Annotated in this window: 14 protein-coding genes and 1 tRNA gene; 10 read left to right on the plus strand and 5 right to left on the minus strand. The window is 71.9% G+C overall.

Features of this window, described 5'->3' with window-relative positions; all coding sequences use genetic code 11:
* The first annotated feature begins 28 nt into the window (after positions 1 to 28).
* Both ligD and ABZ924_RS10790 read left to right on the plus strand, forming a co-directional pair.
* Positions 29 to 934 (plus strand): non-homologous end-joining DNA ligase, encoded by a 906-nt coding sequence (gene ligD / locus ABZ924_RS10785; RefSeq protein WP_361906778.1) that lies wholly within the window; start codon positions 29 to 31, stop codon positions 932 to 934.
* A complete protein-coding gene (locus ABZ924_RS10790; protein ID WP_361906780.1) occupies positions 931 to 1872 on the plus strand; it encodes an ATP-dependent DNA ligase in 942 nt (313 codons plus the stop codon). The genes ligD and ABZ924_RS10790 overlap by 4 nt, the downstream gene beginning before the upstream one ends.
* 111 nt (positions 1873 to 1983) lie before the next feature.
* Here the strand turns inward: ABZ924_RS10790 and ABZ924_RS10795 are convergent, their stop codons facing one another.
* Complete coding sequence (locus ABZ924_RS10795; protein ID WP_361906782.1) at positions 1984 to 2388, minus strand: DUF6479 family protein; 405 nt, start codon at positions 2386 to 2388, stop codon at positions 1984 to 1986.
* Between the two features lie 127 nt (positions 2389 to 2515).
* A complete protein-coding gene (locus ABZ924_RS10800) occupies positions 2516 to 3496 on the minus strand; it encodes an XdhC family protein (RefSeq protein WP_361906784.1) in 981 nt (326 codons plus the stop codon).
* A gap of 263 nt (positions 3497 to 3759) precedes the next feature.
* Here ABZ924_RS10800 and ABZ924_RS10805 point away from each other — a divergent pair, with 263 nt between their 5' ends.
* The 3 genes from ABZ924_RS10805 to ABZ924_RS10815 all read left to right on the plus strand — a co-directional run bounded on the left by ABZ924_RS10805 (position 3760) and on the right by ABZ924_RS10815 (position 6361).
* Positions 3760 to 5022, plus strand: coding sequence for an alpha/beta family hydrolase (locus ABZ924_RS10805; protein WP_361906786.1), 1263 nt, complete (start codon positions 3760 to 3762; stop codon positions 5020 to 5022).
* Between the two features lie 79 nt (positions 5023 to 5101).
* Positions 5102 to 5509: a hypothetical protein gene (locus ABZ924_RS10810; RefSeq protein WP_361906787.1), complete on the plus strand. Its 408-nt coding sequence runs from the start codon at positions 5102 to 5104 to the stop codon at positions 5507 to 5509.
* 237 nt (positions 5510 to 5746) lie between these two features.
* Positions 5747 to 6361: a hypothetical protein gene (locus tag ABZ924_RS10815; RefSeq protein ID WP_361906789.1), complete on the plus strand. Its 615-nt coding sequence runs from the start codon at positions 5747 to 5749 to the stop codon at positions 6359 to 6361.
* Positions 6362 to 7115: 754 nt separating this feature from the next.
* Here the strand turns inward: ABZ924_RS10815 and ABZ924_RS10820 are convergent.
* Positions 7116 to 7337 (minus strand): hypothetical protein, encoded by a 222-nt coding sequence (locus tag ABZ924_RS10820; RefSeq protein WP_361906791.1) that lies wholly within the window; start codon positions 7335 to 7337, stop codon positions 7116 to 7118.
* A gap of 983 nt (positions 7338 to 8320) precedes the next feature.
* Here ABZ924_RS10820 and ABZ924_RS10825 point away from each other — a divergent pair.
* Entirely contained in the window at positions 8321 to 9322 is a 1002-nt protein-coding gene (locus ABZ924_RS10825; RefSeq protein WP_361906793.1) for a hypothetical protein, read from the plus strand.
* 73 nt (positions 9323 to 9395) lie between these two features.
* Positions 9396 to 10049, plus strand: coding sequence for a class F sortase (locus tag ABZ924_RS10830; protein WP_361906795.1), 654 nt, complete (start codon positions 9396 to 9398; stop codon positions 10047 to 10049).
* Between the two features lie 90 nt (positions 10050 to 10139).
* On the opposite strand, the gene ABZ924_RS10835 is transcribed toward ABZ924_RS10830, so the two are convergent.
* A complete protein-coding gene (locus tag ABZ924_RS10835) occupies positions 10140 to 10403 on the minus strand; it encodes a hypothetical protein (protein ID WP_361906797.1) in 264 nt (87 codons plus the stop codon).
* A gap of 123 nt (positions 10404 to 10526) precedes the next feature.
* A tRNA-Arg gene (locus ABZ924_RS10840) sits at positions 10527 to 10598 on the minus strand.
* A gap of 99 nt (positions 10599 to 10697) precedes the next feature.
* Here ABZ924_RS10840 and ABZ924_RS10845 point away from each other — a divergent pair.
* From ABZ924_RS10845 to lysA, 3 genes are all read left to right on the plus strand, one after another.
* Complete coding sequence (locus tag ABZ924_RS10845) at positions 10698 to 11174, plus strand: response regulator (protein ID WP_361906852.1); 477 nt, start codon at positions 10698 to 10700, stop codon at positions 11172 to 11174.
* Between the two features lie 143 nt (positions 11175 to 11317).
* Positions 11318 to 12280, plus strand: a complete 963-nt coding sequence (nrtL, locus tag ABZ924_RS10850) for an ArgS-related anticodon-binding protein NrtL (RefSeq protein ID WP_361906799.1) — start codon at positions 11318 to 11320, stop codon at positions 12278 to 12280.
* Positions 12281 to 12299: 19 nt separating this feature from the next.
* The gene (gene lysA, locus ABZ924_RS10855) at positions 12300 to 13691 is read left to right on the plus strand and encodes a diaminopimelate decarboxylase (protein WP_361906801.1); all 1392 of its coding nucleotides are present in this window, start codon (positions 12300 to 12302) and stop codon (positions 13689 to 13691) included.
* Positions 13692 to 13760 lie beyond the last annotated feature (69 nt).

A 13760-nucleotide genomic window follows, 5' to 3' on the forward strand; every position in this document is an offset into this window, starting at 1 on the left:
TCCTCCCGTTTCATGGCAGTCTCATCGTATGACGCCGATCACCATGGTGGAGGGGCGTCGCATCTCGCTCAGCAATCTGGACAAGGTCCTCTACCCCGAGTCCGGCTTCACCAAGGGCGAGGTGCTGCACTACTACGCCACCGTCGCCGGTCCGCTGCTGGCCCACATCCACAACCGGCCGGTGTCGTTCCTGCGCTATCCCGACGGCCCGGACGGCCAGCTCTTCTTCACGAAGAATCCGCCGCCCGGTACACCCGCCTGGGTGAAAACCGCCCCGGTGCCCCGCTCCGAGGACCCCTCGGCCGAACAGGTGGTCGTCGCGGACCTGCCCTCCCTGATGTGGGCCGCCAACCTGGTCGTCGAGTTCCACGTCCACCAGTGGCCCGCGGGCAGTCCGGCCGTCGCCGACCGCATGATCCTCGACCTCGACCCCGGCCCGCCCGCCACCGTCGTCGAATGCTGCGCCGCCGCGCTCTGGCTGCGCGAACGCCTCGCCGCCGACGGCCTCGACGCCTACCCCAAGACCTCCGGAGCCAAGGGCCTGCACCTGTCCGTGCCCCTGGAGCCGACCCCGTCCGCGCGCGTGTCCGCGTACGCCAAGGCCCTCGCCCAGGAGGCCGAGCGCACCCTCCCCGACCTCGTCGTGCACCGCATGGCCAAGGCGCTGCGCCCCGGCAAGGTCTTCGTCGACCACAGCCAGAACGCCGCCGCCAAGACCACCGCCGCGCCCTACACGCTGCGCGCGCGGGCCCGGCCGGCCGTCTCCGCGCCCGTTTCCTGGGACGAGGTCGAGGCCTGCGGCACCCCCGCCGACCTGGTCTTCCTCGCCGACGACATCCCGCCCCGGCTGGAGCGGCACGGCGACCTCTTCGCCCCGCTGACCGACCCCGACCGGGCCCACCGGCTCCCCGCACACCCCAAGGCCCGGCCATGATCCGCGTCGCCCTCGCCGCCTCCGTACGGACCCTGCCGCGCGCGGCGGGCCTGGCGTACGAGCCGAAGTTCGACGGCCACCGGCTCGTCGTCGTCCGCACCGCCGTCGACGTGGTGCTCCAGGCACGCTCCGGCCGCATCGTGACCAGCGCGTTCCCCGATCTGGCCGCGGCGGCCCGGCAGCTGCCCGCCGACACCGTCCTCGACGGCGAGGTGGTCGTCTGGAACGCGGGCCGCACCGACTTCGCCCTCGTCCAGCGCCGCGCCGCCGCGACCGCCGCGCGGGCCGCCGTGCTCGCCCAGAGCCTGCCGGCCTCGTACGCGGCCTTCGACGTGCTCGAGCTGGCCGGGCTCGACGTGCGCGGGCGCCCGTACGAGCGCCGCCGCGCCCTCCTCGTGGACCTGCTGCTCCCGCTCGGGCCGCCGCTGCAGCCGGTTCCGATGACCACCGATCCGGAGCTGGCCGCCACCTGGTACGAGACGCTGCCCGCCAGCGGCATCGAGGGGCTGGTCGTCAAACGGCTGGACCAGACGTACCCGGCGGGCCGGCGCGGCTGGCAGAAGCTGCGGCACACCGAGGTCCGGGACGCGGCCGTGATCGGCTACACCGGGACCCCGCGCCGCCCCCAGGCGCTGGTGCTGGTCCTGCCCGTCGGGGACCAGACGCCGCTGCTGTCGAGCCCGCTGACGGCCGGGCTGCGGGCGGAACTGGTCGCGGAGCTGGCGGCGCGGGCGGAAGCAGGGGCGGGGACGGAGTCGGGTGCGGGAGGCGTCGCGGGATCCGGGGCGGGTGTGGCGGGCTCCCGGCCCACCGTGAACGCGATCGGGCTCGGGGAGACCCCGTACTGCCCGCTGGACCCGCCCCTGACCGCGGAGGTACGGCACACCTCGACCCGGCACCCGCCGCCGGAGGTGCTCCGGCTCCGCACGGAGCTCTGAACACGCCTCTGACCTGCCCCGTCCGCGGACGGCGCAGGTCAGAGGCGTGTTCAGCAGCGCTCGTTCAACAGCGGCGCGTGCGCGGGCGGTCGGCCGTCACCGCCGTCACCGTCAGGCGTGCGCTCCGCGGCCCGCGTCGGGCGGCGCGCCGGGCTGCGGGTGCGGGCCGGGGCCCTCGGGGCGCTTGAATCCGGCCTCCCGCTGGTCCCGTACCTCGTCGGGGTGGCTGGAGGTGGTGGAGCCGAAGTTTCCGTAGCCCTGCATCTCGTGGGGTCGCAGGCCGCCCTCGGGGATCTCCACCGGGTCGCGTTCCTCGCGCACCTCGTGCACCGGTCCGCCGTTGGGCAGGTGCGGCTGGCTCTCGGCGTCGGGCGGCGGCGGCTCCTTCGCCCGGACCCGCTGGCCCAGCTTGAAGCCGGCGAGCAGGAACCCGGCGATGAGGATCCCCACGACGAAGAACCAGGCGATGTCACTCAGGGTCGCGTCGACCGCGATGTAGCTCAGGGTCGTGTCCATACAGACTGTGTACCCGCTTTTCAGCGCCATCGCGCTATAAGAGCAGAATCATCCGATATGTAGAGCGGCCAGAGCGGCCGCCTGTGGCCCGGCCGCTCATCCGCCCGCCGGCCGCCCACTCCTCTCCTTACCGCAGCGGCCCGTCCGAATCCCGCAGCGCCCGTACGTCGTGGCCGCCCAGCACCGCCAGGATCTCGGCGCAGATCGCGAGGGCGGTCTCGGCCGGCGTACGGGCGCCCAGGTCCAGCCCGATCGGCCCGTGCACGCGCGCCAGCTCGGCCTCGGTGACCCCGGCCGCCTCCAGCCCCTCGCGCCGCCGGGCCGTGGTCTTGCGGGAGCCGAGGGCGCCGACGTACGGGATGCCGAGCGCGAGCGCGGCCCGCAGCGTCGGGACGTCGAACTCCGGATCGTGGCTGAGCATCACCAGGCAGGCCGCGTCCCGCCGCGCCGCCAGCAGCTTCTCGGCCTCGGCGGCGCCCGTGACGAAGTCGGCGCCCCACTCCAGCAGCTGCGCCTGCCGGGCGATGATCTCCGCGAGCTCGCCGCTGCCGCCGATGACGAGGTGGGGCGCCGACGGGTACGCCTCCACGAACACCAGCCCGGACTGCCCGTAGAGCGCGTCCCGGCCCGGCCGCCGGGTGGCCAGCAGCTCGCCCGCGCGGCGCTCGGCGTCGTTCGTGGGCTCGTCCACGGCCCGTACGACCTCGCTCACCCCGTGGTCGGCCCCCTCGTTGAGCCGGGTCACCAGGGCCACGCCCACCCCCTCGTCCAGCAGCTGCCACCACTCGGCCGGCACCGCCGCCAGCGGCTGGAGCAGGATCTCGGCCCGGCCGCCGCAGGTCAGCTTCGCGCCGACGGCCTCGTCCGCCCCGACCGACACCTCGCACACGCGGGCGGTGGCCCCGGGCGTCCACGCCCCGGCCTCGGCGACCAGCTCGGCGTCGAAGACGCCCCGGTAGAGGGAGCCGACGCAGTGCCCCCGCGCGTCCAGGAGCAGGGCCCCGGCGGGGTCCCGCGGCCCGAAGCCCTGCTCGGCCACCGGCCGCGCCAGGAAGCCCGCCCGCCCCTCGGCCGCCCACTGCCGGGCCGTCTCCACCAGTTCACGCATCGCGCTGCCCCATCCTCGTCGTCAGAGCCCGCCACAAAGCACCTGGTCAGCGGCACGATGTGGCCTCACCGCCAACCTATGCACGCTTCCCACCCCTACCCATCCCCCAAAACGCACAGACCCGGACCGCCGCCCTCGTACGACGAGACCACGGGGCCGCGGGGCGCAGTTGCGCGCAGCCCCCGAATGAGGTTCTTTCGAAGAAGAGCGGTAAGAGGCAGCCACGAATGCCGACGCCAGAGAACCGAGAACCGAGAACCGACGTGCTCTTCACCGACCGCGACGACGCAGGACGACGACTGGGCGAGGCCCTCCGGCCGTACGCACCCGAGCACCCCGTGGTCCTGGGCCTGCCCCGCGGCGGCGTGCCGGTCGCCTCGCACGTCGCCCAGGCCCTCGGTGCTCCCCTCGACGTGATCGTCGTCCGCAAGCTGGGCGTCCCGTACCAGCGCGAGCTGGCCTTCGGCGCCATCGGCGAGGGCGGGGTTCGGGTGATCAGCGACGACATCGTCCGGCGCGGCCGGATCAGCCCGCAGGACGTCGCCCGGGTCGAGGAGGCCGAGACGGGGGAGCTGGAGCGCCAGGCGCACCGCTTCCGCGCCGGCCGGCCGCGGGTCCCGCTGGACGGCCGCACCGCGATCGTGGTCGACGACGGCATCGCCACCGGCGCCACGGCGGCCGCGGCCTGCCGGGTCGTACGGGCGCAGGGTGCGCGGCGGGTGGTGATGGCGGCCCCGGTGGCCCCGCCGGATGCGCTGGCCCGGATGGCGGAGGTGGCCGACGAGGTGGTCTGCCTGTCCACACCCCCGGCGTTCTCCTCCGTCGGCCAGTGGTACCGCGACTTCTCCCAGACCCCGGACGAGGAGGTCCTGGCCCTCCTCGCCGCATCCGCCCGCCCCGCACGGCCGGTGTCGGAGGAGGTCACGGTCGACGCCGGGGGCCTGCCGCTCCCGGGCGAGCTCACCCTCCCGCCGAACGCCCGCGCGGTGGTGCTCTTCGCCCACGGCTCGGGCAGCAGCCGCCACAGCCCGCGCAACCGCGAGGTGGCCGGCGCCCTGCAGCGGGCCGGCCTGGGCACGCTGCTCTTCGACCTGCTCACCCCGGCCGAGGAGGGCCACCGGGCGCACGTCTTCGACATCGCGACCCTGGCCGACCGCCTGGCCCGCGCCACCACCTGGCTGGGCGCCCGCACGCCGCTGCCGCTGGCGTACTTCGGTGCGAGTACGGGCGCGGCTGCGGCCCTGACGGCAGCGGCCGACCCGACCTCCCCGGTCTACGCGGTGGTCTCGCGAGGCGGCCGCCCGGACCTGGCGACGGGCCTGGGGGCGGTCCGAGCCCCCACCCTCCTGATCGTCGGCGGCGACGACACCCTCGTCCTCACCCTCAACCGCGAGGCCCAGGCCCAACTCCGCTGCGAAAACGCCCTCGAGATCATCGAAGGCGCCACCCACCTCTTCGAGGAACCGGGCGCCCTCCAGGAAGTCTCCACCCAAGCCACAACCTGGCTCACCACCCACCTTCCCTGACCTATTTCCTCGAACGCCTCGATCCATCACGGTTGTTAGGGTGGCCGGCATTGTGCCGTGATGCGACGAGGGGGGCCTCGTGACGTTCGACGAGGAATGGGCTGAGGCGAAGGGGACTGCCGCGACGGGGAGCGGCCCATCGCCCGACCTGGTCGTCACGCAAGACGATTTGGGGGCCGTCGGACATGAGGCATTCCTCCTCCACGGCCAACTGCGCGGCAAGGCGGACATCGCGGGCACCGGCGCGACTGCCCGGGCCGCGTCCGAATGCACCACCCGGAACCTGACCATGGGGTCGGAGTTGTCGGTGACCCTCCCCACGTGGGACTCGCAGGTCAAGACGGTGCTGCAGATGTACGCGCACATCTCCAACCACCTCGACTTCTCGAAGAAGGCGCATGCGGACGATGAGGCCATCGCCGCGAGCCTGCGCCACCGCGATGGCTCGGCCATGTCCGTGTCCGAGATACAGAGGTATGTGAAGTGACCTTCACCTGGACCGACCTCCTCACGCTCGACCTGGGCAAGCTCAATGAAGCAGTGACGGAGTGGAAGACGGCCGCGGAGGAACTCGCGAAGCTGCACGGTGCGGTGCGCGACGGGCTGGTGAAGACTACGAACTGGGTAGCGGCGCGGCGCTGCCTGCCCCCGACGATCCCGGCCGGGCCGGGGAGCGCAGTGATCCCGGCCGCCACGCTCGGGACGGCGAAGGGGAGATCGACCGATGAACCATCCCGCCGCTCCGGCCAGGGTCGGCAAGCAGAAGCGGTCGTGGCAGCGTCGCCTCGCCATCGGGGCCGGGGGGTTGGCGGGCGTGGCCATCGTCGGCGTCCTGCTCACAGTGCTCTGGGCCATGGCGGCTTTGAGGGATCCGGCCGCGTACGACAAGGCTTGCTGCTGGGAAGAGAACGTCACGCCCGAATGGATGGCGAAGACGATGGGCTTCGAGGTACCGGAGTCGGCCACCGATCGCCGAGCCGGTCTCAAGACCAACGCGCAGTACGACGTCGCGTTGCTCGCCTTCACAGTGCCTACCCCGGAGGCGGACCGCTTCCTCAAGCCGCTGCAGCCGGAGGGCACGCAACTGGTCCGCAACACGCACCCCAAGGACCCGGGGTATACCCGCAGCGACGGCTTCAGCCACCTTGGCCTGCCGGAGCCCGAGACCTTCGTCGACGGTATGCGCATGGGCGCCGTCTGTCGTGGTGACGCCAAAACCCCGGAAGGCCAAGGCGTTCAATTCTGCACGGACATCTACGCACACGAGTTCCAGCGCGGCACCACCCGCATCTACCTCTGGGCCGGCAACGAGGCGGGCATCACCAAGCCACCGGCCTGACGGCAAGGCGAAGGGGTCGCCTAGAGTGATCGTTGCCTGCCTGTCGCACGGTTTGCCAAGGTTCATGGGCCCCACGGCTCTGAACTCGGACTGTGGCGTGGTGGAGAGGCTGCGTATGGGCACGGCCACGAAGAGGCAGGCGGCGGAAGCGGTGTAGGGCGCAGGCCTCGAGTGGCGCCAGCCCATGCGCGGGCGCCGGGAAGCTTGGCCGCCGCCACCCCTGGCATGGTGGGGGCTTGTTCTAGGGGCGTCCTCACTGAGGGTGCGGATGGCCGCGAGCTGTATTCGGTCAGCCGGACCTCAGGAGGTGGAGAGGCAGAGGAAGCGGGGCGCCCGCATCCTCCGCGAAGATGCCGAAATCGATCTACGGCCCTGCCCGGATGGGCGGCGAGGACCGCCCGCGATGTCTCCCGTGACGGAAGGGGCGCAGTGCGCCGCTGACTCGCCGGGAGGGAGGCGCGCATAGCTCACACGCCACTCGCGCGTGGACAGCAAGAGACAACGAGAAAGCCTCCGGACTCAGTGGGACTGAGTCCGGGCCTTCATCGTGGCAATTTCGCAGGTAGCGGCCTTGCGGCGCTGGTCTTGCGAGAGTGCCCCCGGCAGGATTCGAACCTGCGCACACGGCTCCGGAGGCCCCGTGCGTCTCGGGTATTTCAGCAAGTCACCGGCCTGGTGGCGCTATTGCCTGTTCGGCCGGTCCACGAATGGGCCGCGAACCCGAACCTGTGCCGCGCGGTCTGGGACAACGGGCCTATAGCTTGATCATCTTGGCGTACGGGCTCAGGATCCGCTCGCGCGCCGAGCCGAAATCGACGAGCATCGCGATTCCGTCCTCGACGCCGATCACTCGGCCGAGTCCGTACACGTCGTGCGTGACCTGGTCACCCACCGCGAAGTGCTTTGGGGGTGGCGCGGTCGGGGCTTTGAAGGGGCTGCTCGGCAGATGGCGCTTCGGTGCGTCTGGCTTTGTCATTGCGTCCAGTATGCGCCCGCCGGGCTCCGATCGGACCGCCGTGCGCATCACTGTTCGGACCCGATCCCTGCGATGTCAGCCATGGATGTCAGGAGCCGGGCAGCACCAGGACCACTTCCTTCTTGCGCTCCTCCCGTGCGCGGGGCGTCCAGGCTCCCTTGGCGGCAGGAGGTGGCCAACCGCCGGATCGAGGATCTGCTGTGCGAGTACGAGTGAGCGTGCGTGAGGGGTGGTGGACTGCGAGCCCCTGGACCCGTTCAGGGGCCTTCGGCGTCGCGGGCTGCCCTGTGCCGATGGGTGAAGATCCTGTCCACGAACAGTCCACAGGGTCTGGCATGCGGCTGCTCACGGCGGCAGTTGGCTGCGTATACGCGAAGACCCCGGCATCAGCGTTCTCGCTGGTGGCGGGGGCTTGTGGCACTCCTTGCGAAGTGCCCCCGGCAGGATTCGAACCTGCGCACACGGCTCCGGACGGCATGGTCGGGGAGTGGGGGCGAACAGGGCCCTTCACCTGCGGAAACACCGCCCCATGGCCGTCTGCGTACGCGGCTCACACGCTCCTCAGAGGGCGCAACCGTCGCACCCGCCGCGCGTTAGCTGCGGGATCGCGTCCGTGCGGGCCTTCGATTCGTACTGCGCCGGCTTCCGCAGGGCGGCATGGACGCTCTGTTCCATCCGCTCGAAGTCGCCGTCCTCCTCCACGATGACACCGGGGTCGGGGGCGTCACGGCGGCGGGATCGCTCGATCAGCGCGCACAGCTCGGCCGGCCGCCGCCGGCGGGCGACGGCCGGCAGCAGATCCCTCTGGTACCTCCGCTTTTGCTGTTACACGGCACGGACAGGAACCCGATCGTCCGGTCAAACAAGATCCCTAAATTTCTCTTCAGCAGCCCCGCCACACCTGACCCGGTGAACTCGACCGAACAGACTCAACGCGGCATGCGACTCTCCTCCACCTCCTCACCCACGCTTCAGGAGTCGTTATGCGTTCCGCCCTCGCCCTCCGCACCTCGCTCGTCACGGCCGTCGCCGCCGGCATGCTCCTCGCCCCCGCTGCCACCGCGGCGTTCGCCGCCACGAGCCAGGCGCCGACCACGAGGTTCGCCGCCACCGGTGACAACAGCCGGTACGAGGGGCAGCCGGTGTACATCGGCGAGGGCCTGGTCGCGGTGCTGCGCAACAAGGCCGAGGGCCCCGAGGCCTGGATCCGCGCCGTCCCGAAGGACTGGAAGCAGGGCGACGAGTACCTGACCCGGGTGCTGTCCCTGCTGAACCGCAAGCAGACCACCGCCACGGTCGACGGCCACCGGCTGGAACTGCTGGGCGCCACGACGGCCAACCCGGTCCTGAAGGTCACCCACGCCGGCACCTCCCGGTCCTACCCGCTGCCCAAGGGTGAGGCCGTTCCCACCCCCACGTGCGTCTCGGACGTCAAGGAGGTCCAGGTGGGCGCCGGCATGATCGCCGACCTGACCATGTCCTCGAAGGGCCCGAAGGCGGTCGTGCACGGCTCCGCCCCGGGTGACACCTGGTCGGAGACCCTGGACCGTACGCACCCCAAGGGTGGGGACGCCTTCCACCTGCGCATCGTGAACCCGAGCGGCGCCAAGCCGGTCTTCGAGTGGAAGACCCAGGGCGGCGAGGGGGTCCCGGTCGGCAAGGCCTCCTTCCCCGCGCTCCCCAAGGGCTGCGAGCTCGGCTACGAGGTCGTCGAGGAGCAGTCGCCGGCGCCCGCGCCGAAGCCGTCCACCACGCCGGCCACCACCCCGACCGCCACCCCGGCCACCCCGGCCACCCCGAAGGTTCAGACCGCCGGTCAGACCAGGGTCGTCCCGCAGGGCCCGGTGGCCGCCGGCGCGGAGCTCCCCGTCGAGAGCGTGGCGGACTCCGACGACACCACCACGCTCGCCGCCGGTGCCGGACTGGTCGCGATCTGCGCCGCCTTGGGCGCGACCCTGCTGCGTCGCCGCCGCAACCACGGCTGACCGAACCGCTTCCCCCTGCCCACACGGCGGGTCGCCCATCGGCGGCCCGCCGTACCCGTTTCAGGAGTTCCCCATGGCCCGTACCGCCGTCCGTCCCGCCCTTCTTGCCGCCCGCGGCCCGGTCCTCGCCGTCGCCGTCGCCCTCTCCGCCCTGGCCGGCGCCACCGGCTGCGGGGCTCCGGCCGCCGGGAAGCCCGCGACCCCGGCGCCGTACGTCTCCCAGGCCTCCTCCGCCGCTGCGGCGATCCCGGCGCCTGCCGCGACAGCCTCCCCGCTGCCCGCCTCGGAGCCCGTCCGGGTGCGGATCCCCTCGGCAGGGGTGGACGCCTCCCCGGTCCTGGGGCTGGGACTGGCCGGCGACGGCACGGTCGAGGTGCCCTCCGTGGCGGACGGGGACAAGATCGGTTGGTACACGAAGGGCGTCACGCCCGGGGAAACCGGTCCCGCCGTACTGATCGGACACTTCGACACCGCGCGCGGCCCCGCCGTGCTCAAGGACGTCTCCAAGGTCCACACCGGTGACGAGATCACCGTCTCCCGCGCGGACGGCAGCACAGCCCTGTTCCGCGTCCGGGCATTGGAACAGGTGGACAAGAAGAACTTTCCGACCGCCAGGGTCTACGGCGACACCACCCGCCCCGAGCTGCGCGTCATCACCTGCGGCGGCGAAATCACCGAGGGCCACCGACCGGACAACATCATCCTGTACGCCGACCTCGTCAACTGACGCGCCAGGAGAATTAACTGACGCGCCAGGAGAATTCCCATCGGATCCGGGCGTGAGTGGTTGAGGTACAGGAAGTCCCGGTGAGAACGATCACGATCCGGTCGGCGCGAGCGCGCTGACCCGGCTCTCGTACTCGCGGCGGGCCTTGCCCTGAGCTGGGACTGCAGGGACTCCCTGGCCGCCATCGAGCGGCTGGCAGCGGTCGAGGAGCTGATGGTGGTGCACGGCTGCGGTGGCGGTGACGCGCAGGGTGTAGCCCTGGCCGCGCCGTACGCTGGAGTCGGGGTGGGGGTCGGTCAGATCTACGTCCTCGGCGGTCTCCAGGCCGGCCGCAGCGCCCGGCGCGTGGCTCACACGCTGCTCACACGGGATCAGTGCGCGACAACGACAAAGACCCGGACTCAGTGGGACTGAGTTCGGGTCTTCATGCTGGCACTTTCGCAGGTCAGCGGCCTTGCGGCGCTGGTCTCGCGTAAGTGCCCCCGGCAGGATTCGAACCTGCGCACACGGCTCCGGAGGCCGTTGCTCTATCCCCTGAGCTACGGGGGCGTGTCGTTCGCTGTGCGGCGACGGGTTGAACACTACCAGCTTCGGCGGGGTGATCAGAAACCGTTTCCGGGGGAGGGGGGAGCGGGTCGCTCGGACGGGGTGGAAGTGGCGAAAACCCGGACGCGGGAGCTTAGGCGGACCTACTCTCGAGTTGTGCCAGGCGCCACGGGTCGGGTGCTTGTTGTCGACGACAACAAGGTCATCCGGCAGCTGATCAAGGTCAATCTCGAGCTGGAGGGCTTCGAGGTAGTGACCGCGAGCGATGGTGCCGAGTGTCTGGACGTCGTGCACGACGTGGCCCCTGATGTGATCACGCTTGACGTCGTCATGCCCCGGCTCGACGGGTTCGGGGCCGCTGCGCGGCTCAAGGCCGATCCGCGGACCCGGCACCTGCCCGTCGCCATCGTGAGCGCGTGTACGCAGTACGAGGTCGAGGCGGGGATCGAGGCCGGGGTCGACGCGTTCGTCGCCAAGCCCTTCGAGCCGGCCGAGCTGGTACGGGTCGTGCGCCGGCTCATCGAGCGGCGGGACCGGAAAGAGCGGAAGGGTGCGCCTGCGGGTCGAGGGCGCGGTTGACCTCTTCTTCTGTTGTTCGTTCAGGTCCTCTGCCGGTCGTGGGGCGTGCGTCTTCCGGTGAGGCGCGCGGCGTTCGTCGTGCGGGCTGTTCACATGCCGAAACCATTCGCGTGGGGGCGGGGCTTCTCCCCTAGGCTGGGCTTGTGACCCCCGCCGACCTCACCCGTACCGTCGTACGCGCCGTGCGCTGCGCCGTGGAGGACGGGGAGCTGCCCGCCCGGGCTGCGGTGCCGGCGCGGGTCGTCGTCGAGCGGACCCGGCCCGGTGGGGTGGGGGAGTACGCCACTCCCGTCGCCTTCCAGGTCGGCAAGGCCGCCGGTGCGCCGCCCGCCGAGGTGGCGCGGCTGCTGGCCTCCCGCCTCGGGCGGGAACCGGGAATCGCCCGGGTCGAGGTCACCGGCGCGGGCTTTCTCAATTTCGTGCTGGCCGAGCGGTCCGCCCAGGATGTGGTCGGCGAGGTGCGTGACCGGGCGGGGCGCTACCCCGCCGCCCGGCCGCAGGTCGTGCCGGACGACGCTTCGCTGCGGGCCTTCGCCGTGCGGGCCGCCGTCCGGCGGATCGGCCGCGTTCACGACGGGCGCGAGGATCTCGGTGACGGGCTCGCCGTGGCGCCCGTCGCCCGGCGGGACGGGGATGTCGTTGCCGCGTACGGGGTGGGCGCCGTGCTGTGGGCCGTTCTGCGTGTGCCCGCGCAGGAAACGCCCTCCTTCGGAGCCTGGCTGCTCGTGCAGGACGAGTCCAGTGAGCTCTTCCGGGTGCGGTACGCCCACGACCGGGCCCGGGCGCTCCTGCGCAACGCCGCGTTGTTCGGCTTCGGGCCCGAGCCCGGCGCCGTCGGGCCCGAAGGCCAGGTGCTGGTACGGGTGCTCGGCGAGCACCCCCTCGTCCTCGAGGCCGCCGCGCACCACCGGGCGCCCGAGCGGCTCGTCCGGCACCTCGTCGAGCTGGCCGATGCGCTTCTCGACTTCCAGTACGGGGTGCTGCCCCACGGGGACGAGAAACCCTCGGCCGCCCACCGCGCCCGGCTCGCTCTTGCCGAAGCCGCCGGGACGGTGCTGGCCGGCGGCCTGGCCCTGCTCGGCATAGATGCCACCGAATGCCTGTGATCCGCGAAGAGAGATACCGATGAGCCGTTCCGCGCACCCCGCCGGCCCCCGCCACGCCGACGTCCTGCCCGAGGGCCACTACGGCCCGCCGCCCGCCGACCTGAACGCCCTCGACGAGAAGGTGTGGGCGCGGACCGTCGAGCGGAACGCCGACGGGGTCGTCACCGTCGGCGGTATCGAGGTCACCGAGCTCGCCGAGGAGTTCGGGACGCCCGCCTACTTCCTCGACGAGGACGACTTCCGGGCCCGCTGCCGGGCCTGGGCGCACGCCTTCGGCTCCGAGGCGGACGTGTTCTACGCGGGCAAGGCCTTCCTCTCCAAGGCCGTCGTGCGCTGGCTGAAGGAGGAGGGGCTCAACCTCGACGTGTGTTCGGGAGGGGAGCTCGCCACCGCCCTCGCCGCCGAGATGCCGGCCGGGCGCATCGCCTTCCACGGCAACAACAAGTCCGCCGCCGAGATCCGCCGGGCCATCGAGGCCGGGGTCGGCCGGATCGTCCTGGACTCCTTCCAGGAGATCGCCCGCGTCGCCCACATCGCCCGTGAGCTGGGCGTACGCCAGCCCGTGCAGATCCGCGTGACCGTCGGCGTCGAGGCGCACACCCACGAGTTCATCGCCACCGCGCACGAGGACCAGAAGTTCGGGATCGCCGTCGCCGACGGATCGGCCGCCGAGGCCGTGCGCCGCGCGCTCGGGCACGACAGCCTGGAGCTCCTCGGCGTCCACTCCCACATCGGCTCGCAGATCTTCGACATGGCCGGCTTCGAGGTGTCCGCCCGGCGCGTGGTGCAGCTGCTGGCCGCCGTACGCGACGAGCACGGCGTCGAGCTGCCCGAGATCGACCTCGGCGGCGGCCTCGGCATCGCCTACACCTCCGCCGACGACCCGCGCGAGCCCCACGAGATCGCCAAGGCCCTGAAGGAGATCGTCGCCCGCGAGTGCGAGGCCGCCGGCCTGCGCGCGCCGCGCATCTCCGTGGAGCCCGGCCGGGCCATCGTCGGGCCGACCGCGTTCACCCTCTACGAGGTCGGGACGATCAAGCCGCTGGAGGGGCTGCGGACGTACGTGTCCGTGGACGGCGGCATGTCCGACAACATCCGCACCGCCCTCTACGACGCCGAGTACGCGGTCACCCTGGTCTCGCGGACCTCGGACGCCGAGCCGATGCTCGTGCGCGTCGTCGGCAAGCACTGCGAGAGCGGCGACATCGTGGTCAAGGACGCCTACCTGCCCGCGGACCTGGCCCCGGGCGACCTGGTCGCCGTACCGGCCACCGGGGCGTACTGCCGCTCCATGGCCAGCAACTACAACCACGCGCTGCGCCCGCCCGTCGTCGCGGTCCGCGACGGGGCGGCCCGAGTGATCGTCCGGCGCGAGACGGAGGAAGATCTCCTGCGTCTCGACCTCGGATGATGAAATAGGCGTCTCACTCAATGGACCGAGGATGGAAACTTCTGTCCATTGAGTGAGACTGGTTCAGAC

This window comes from Streptomyces sp. NPDC046876 (genome assembly GCF_040645035.1).
In the GTDB taxonomy this organism is placed as follows: Bacteria; Actinomycetota; Actinomycetes; order Streptomycetales; family Streptomycetaceae; genus Streptomyces.

Coding starts and splice junctions, on each gene's coding strand:
- ligD (WP_361906778.1), top strand. CDS start 29: ATGACGCCGATCACCATGGTGGAGGGGCGTCGCATCTCGCTCAGCAAT.
- ABZ924_RS10790 (WP_361906780.1), top strand. CDS start 931: ATGATCCGCGTCGCCCTCGCCGCCTCCGTACGGACCCTGCCGCGCGCG.
- ABZ924_RS10795 (WP_361906782.1), bottom strand. CDS start 2,388: ATGGACACGACCCTGAGCTACATCGCGGTCGACGCGACCCTGAGTGAC.
- ABZ924_RS10800 (WP_361906784.1), bottom strand. CDS start 3,496: ATGCGTGAACTGGTGGAGACGGCCCGGCAGTGGGCGGCCGAGGGGCGG.
- ABZ924_RS10815 (WP_361906789.1), top strand. CDS start 5,747: ATGAACCATCCCGCCGCTCCGGCCAGGGTCGGCAAGCAGAAGCGGTCG.
- ABZ924_RS10820 (WP_361906791.1), bottom strand. CDS start 7,337: ATGACAAAGCCAGACGCACCGAAGCGCCATCTGCCGAGCAGCCCCTTC.
- ABZ924_RS10825 (WP_361906793.1), top strand. CDS start 8,321: ATGCGTTCCGCCCTCGCCCTCCGCACCTCGCTCGTCACGGCCGTCGCC.
- ABZ924_RS10830 (WP_361906795.1), top strand. CDS start 9,396: ATGGCCCGTACCGCCGTCCGTCCCGCCCTTCTTGCCGCCCGCGGCCCG.
- lysA (WP_361906801.1), top strand. CDS start 12,300: ATGAGCCGTTCCGCGCACCCCGCCGGCCCCCGCCACGCCGACGTCCTG.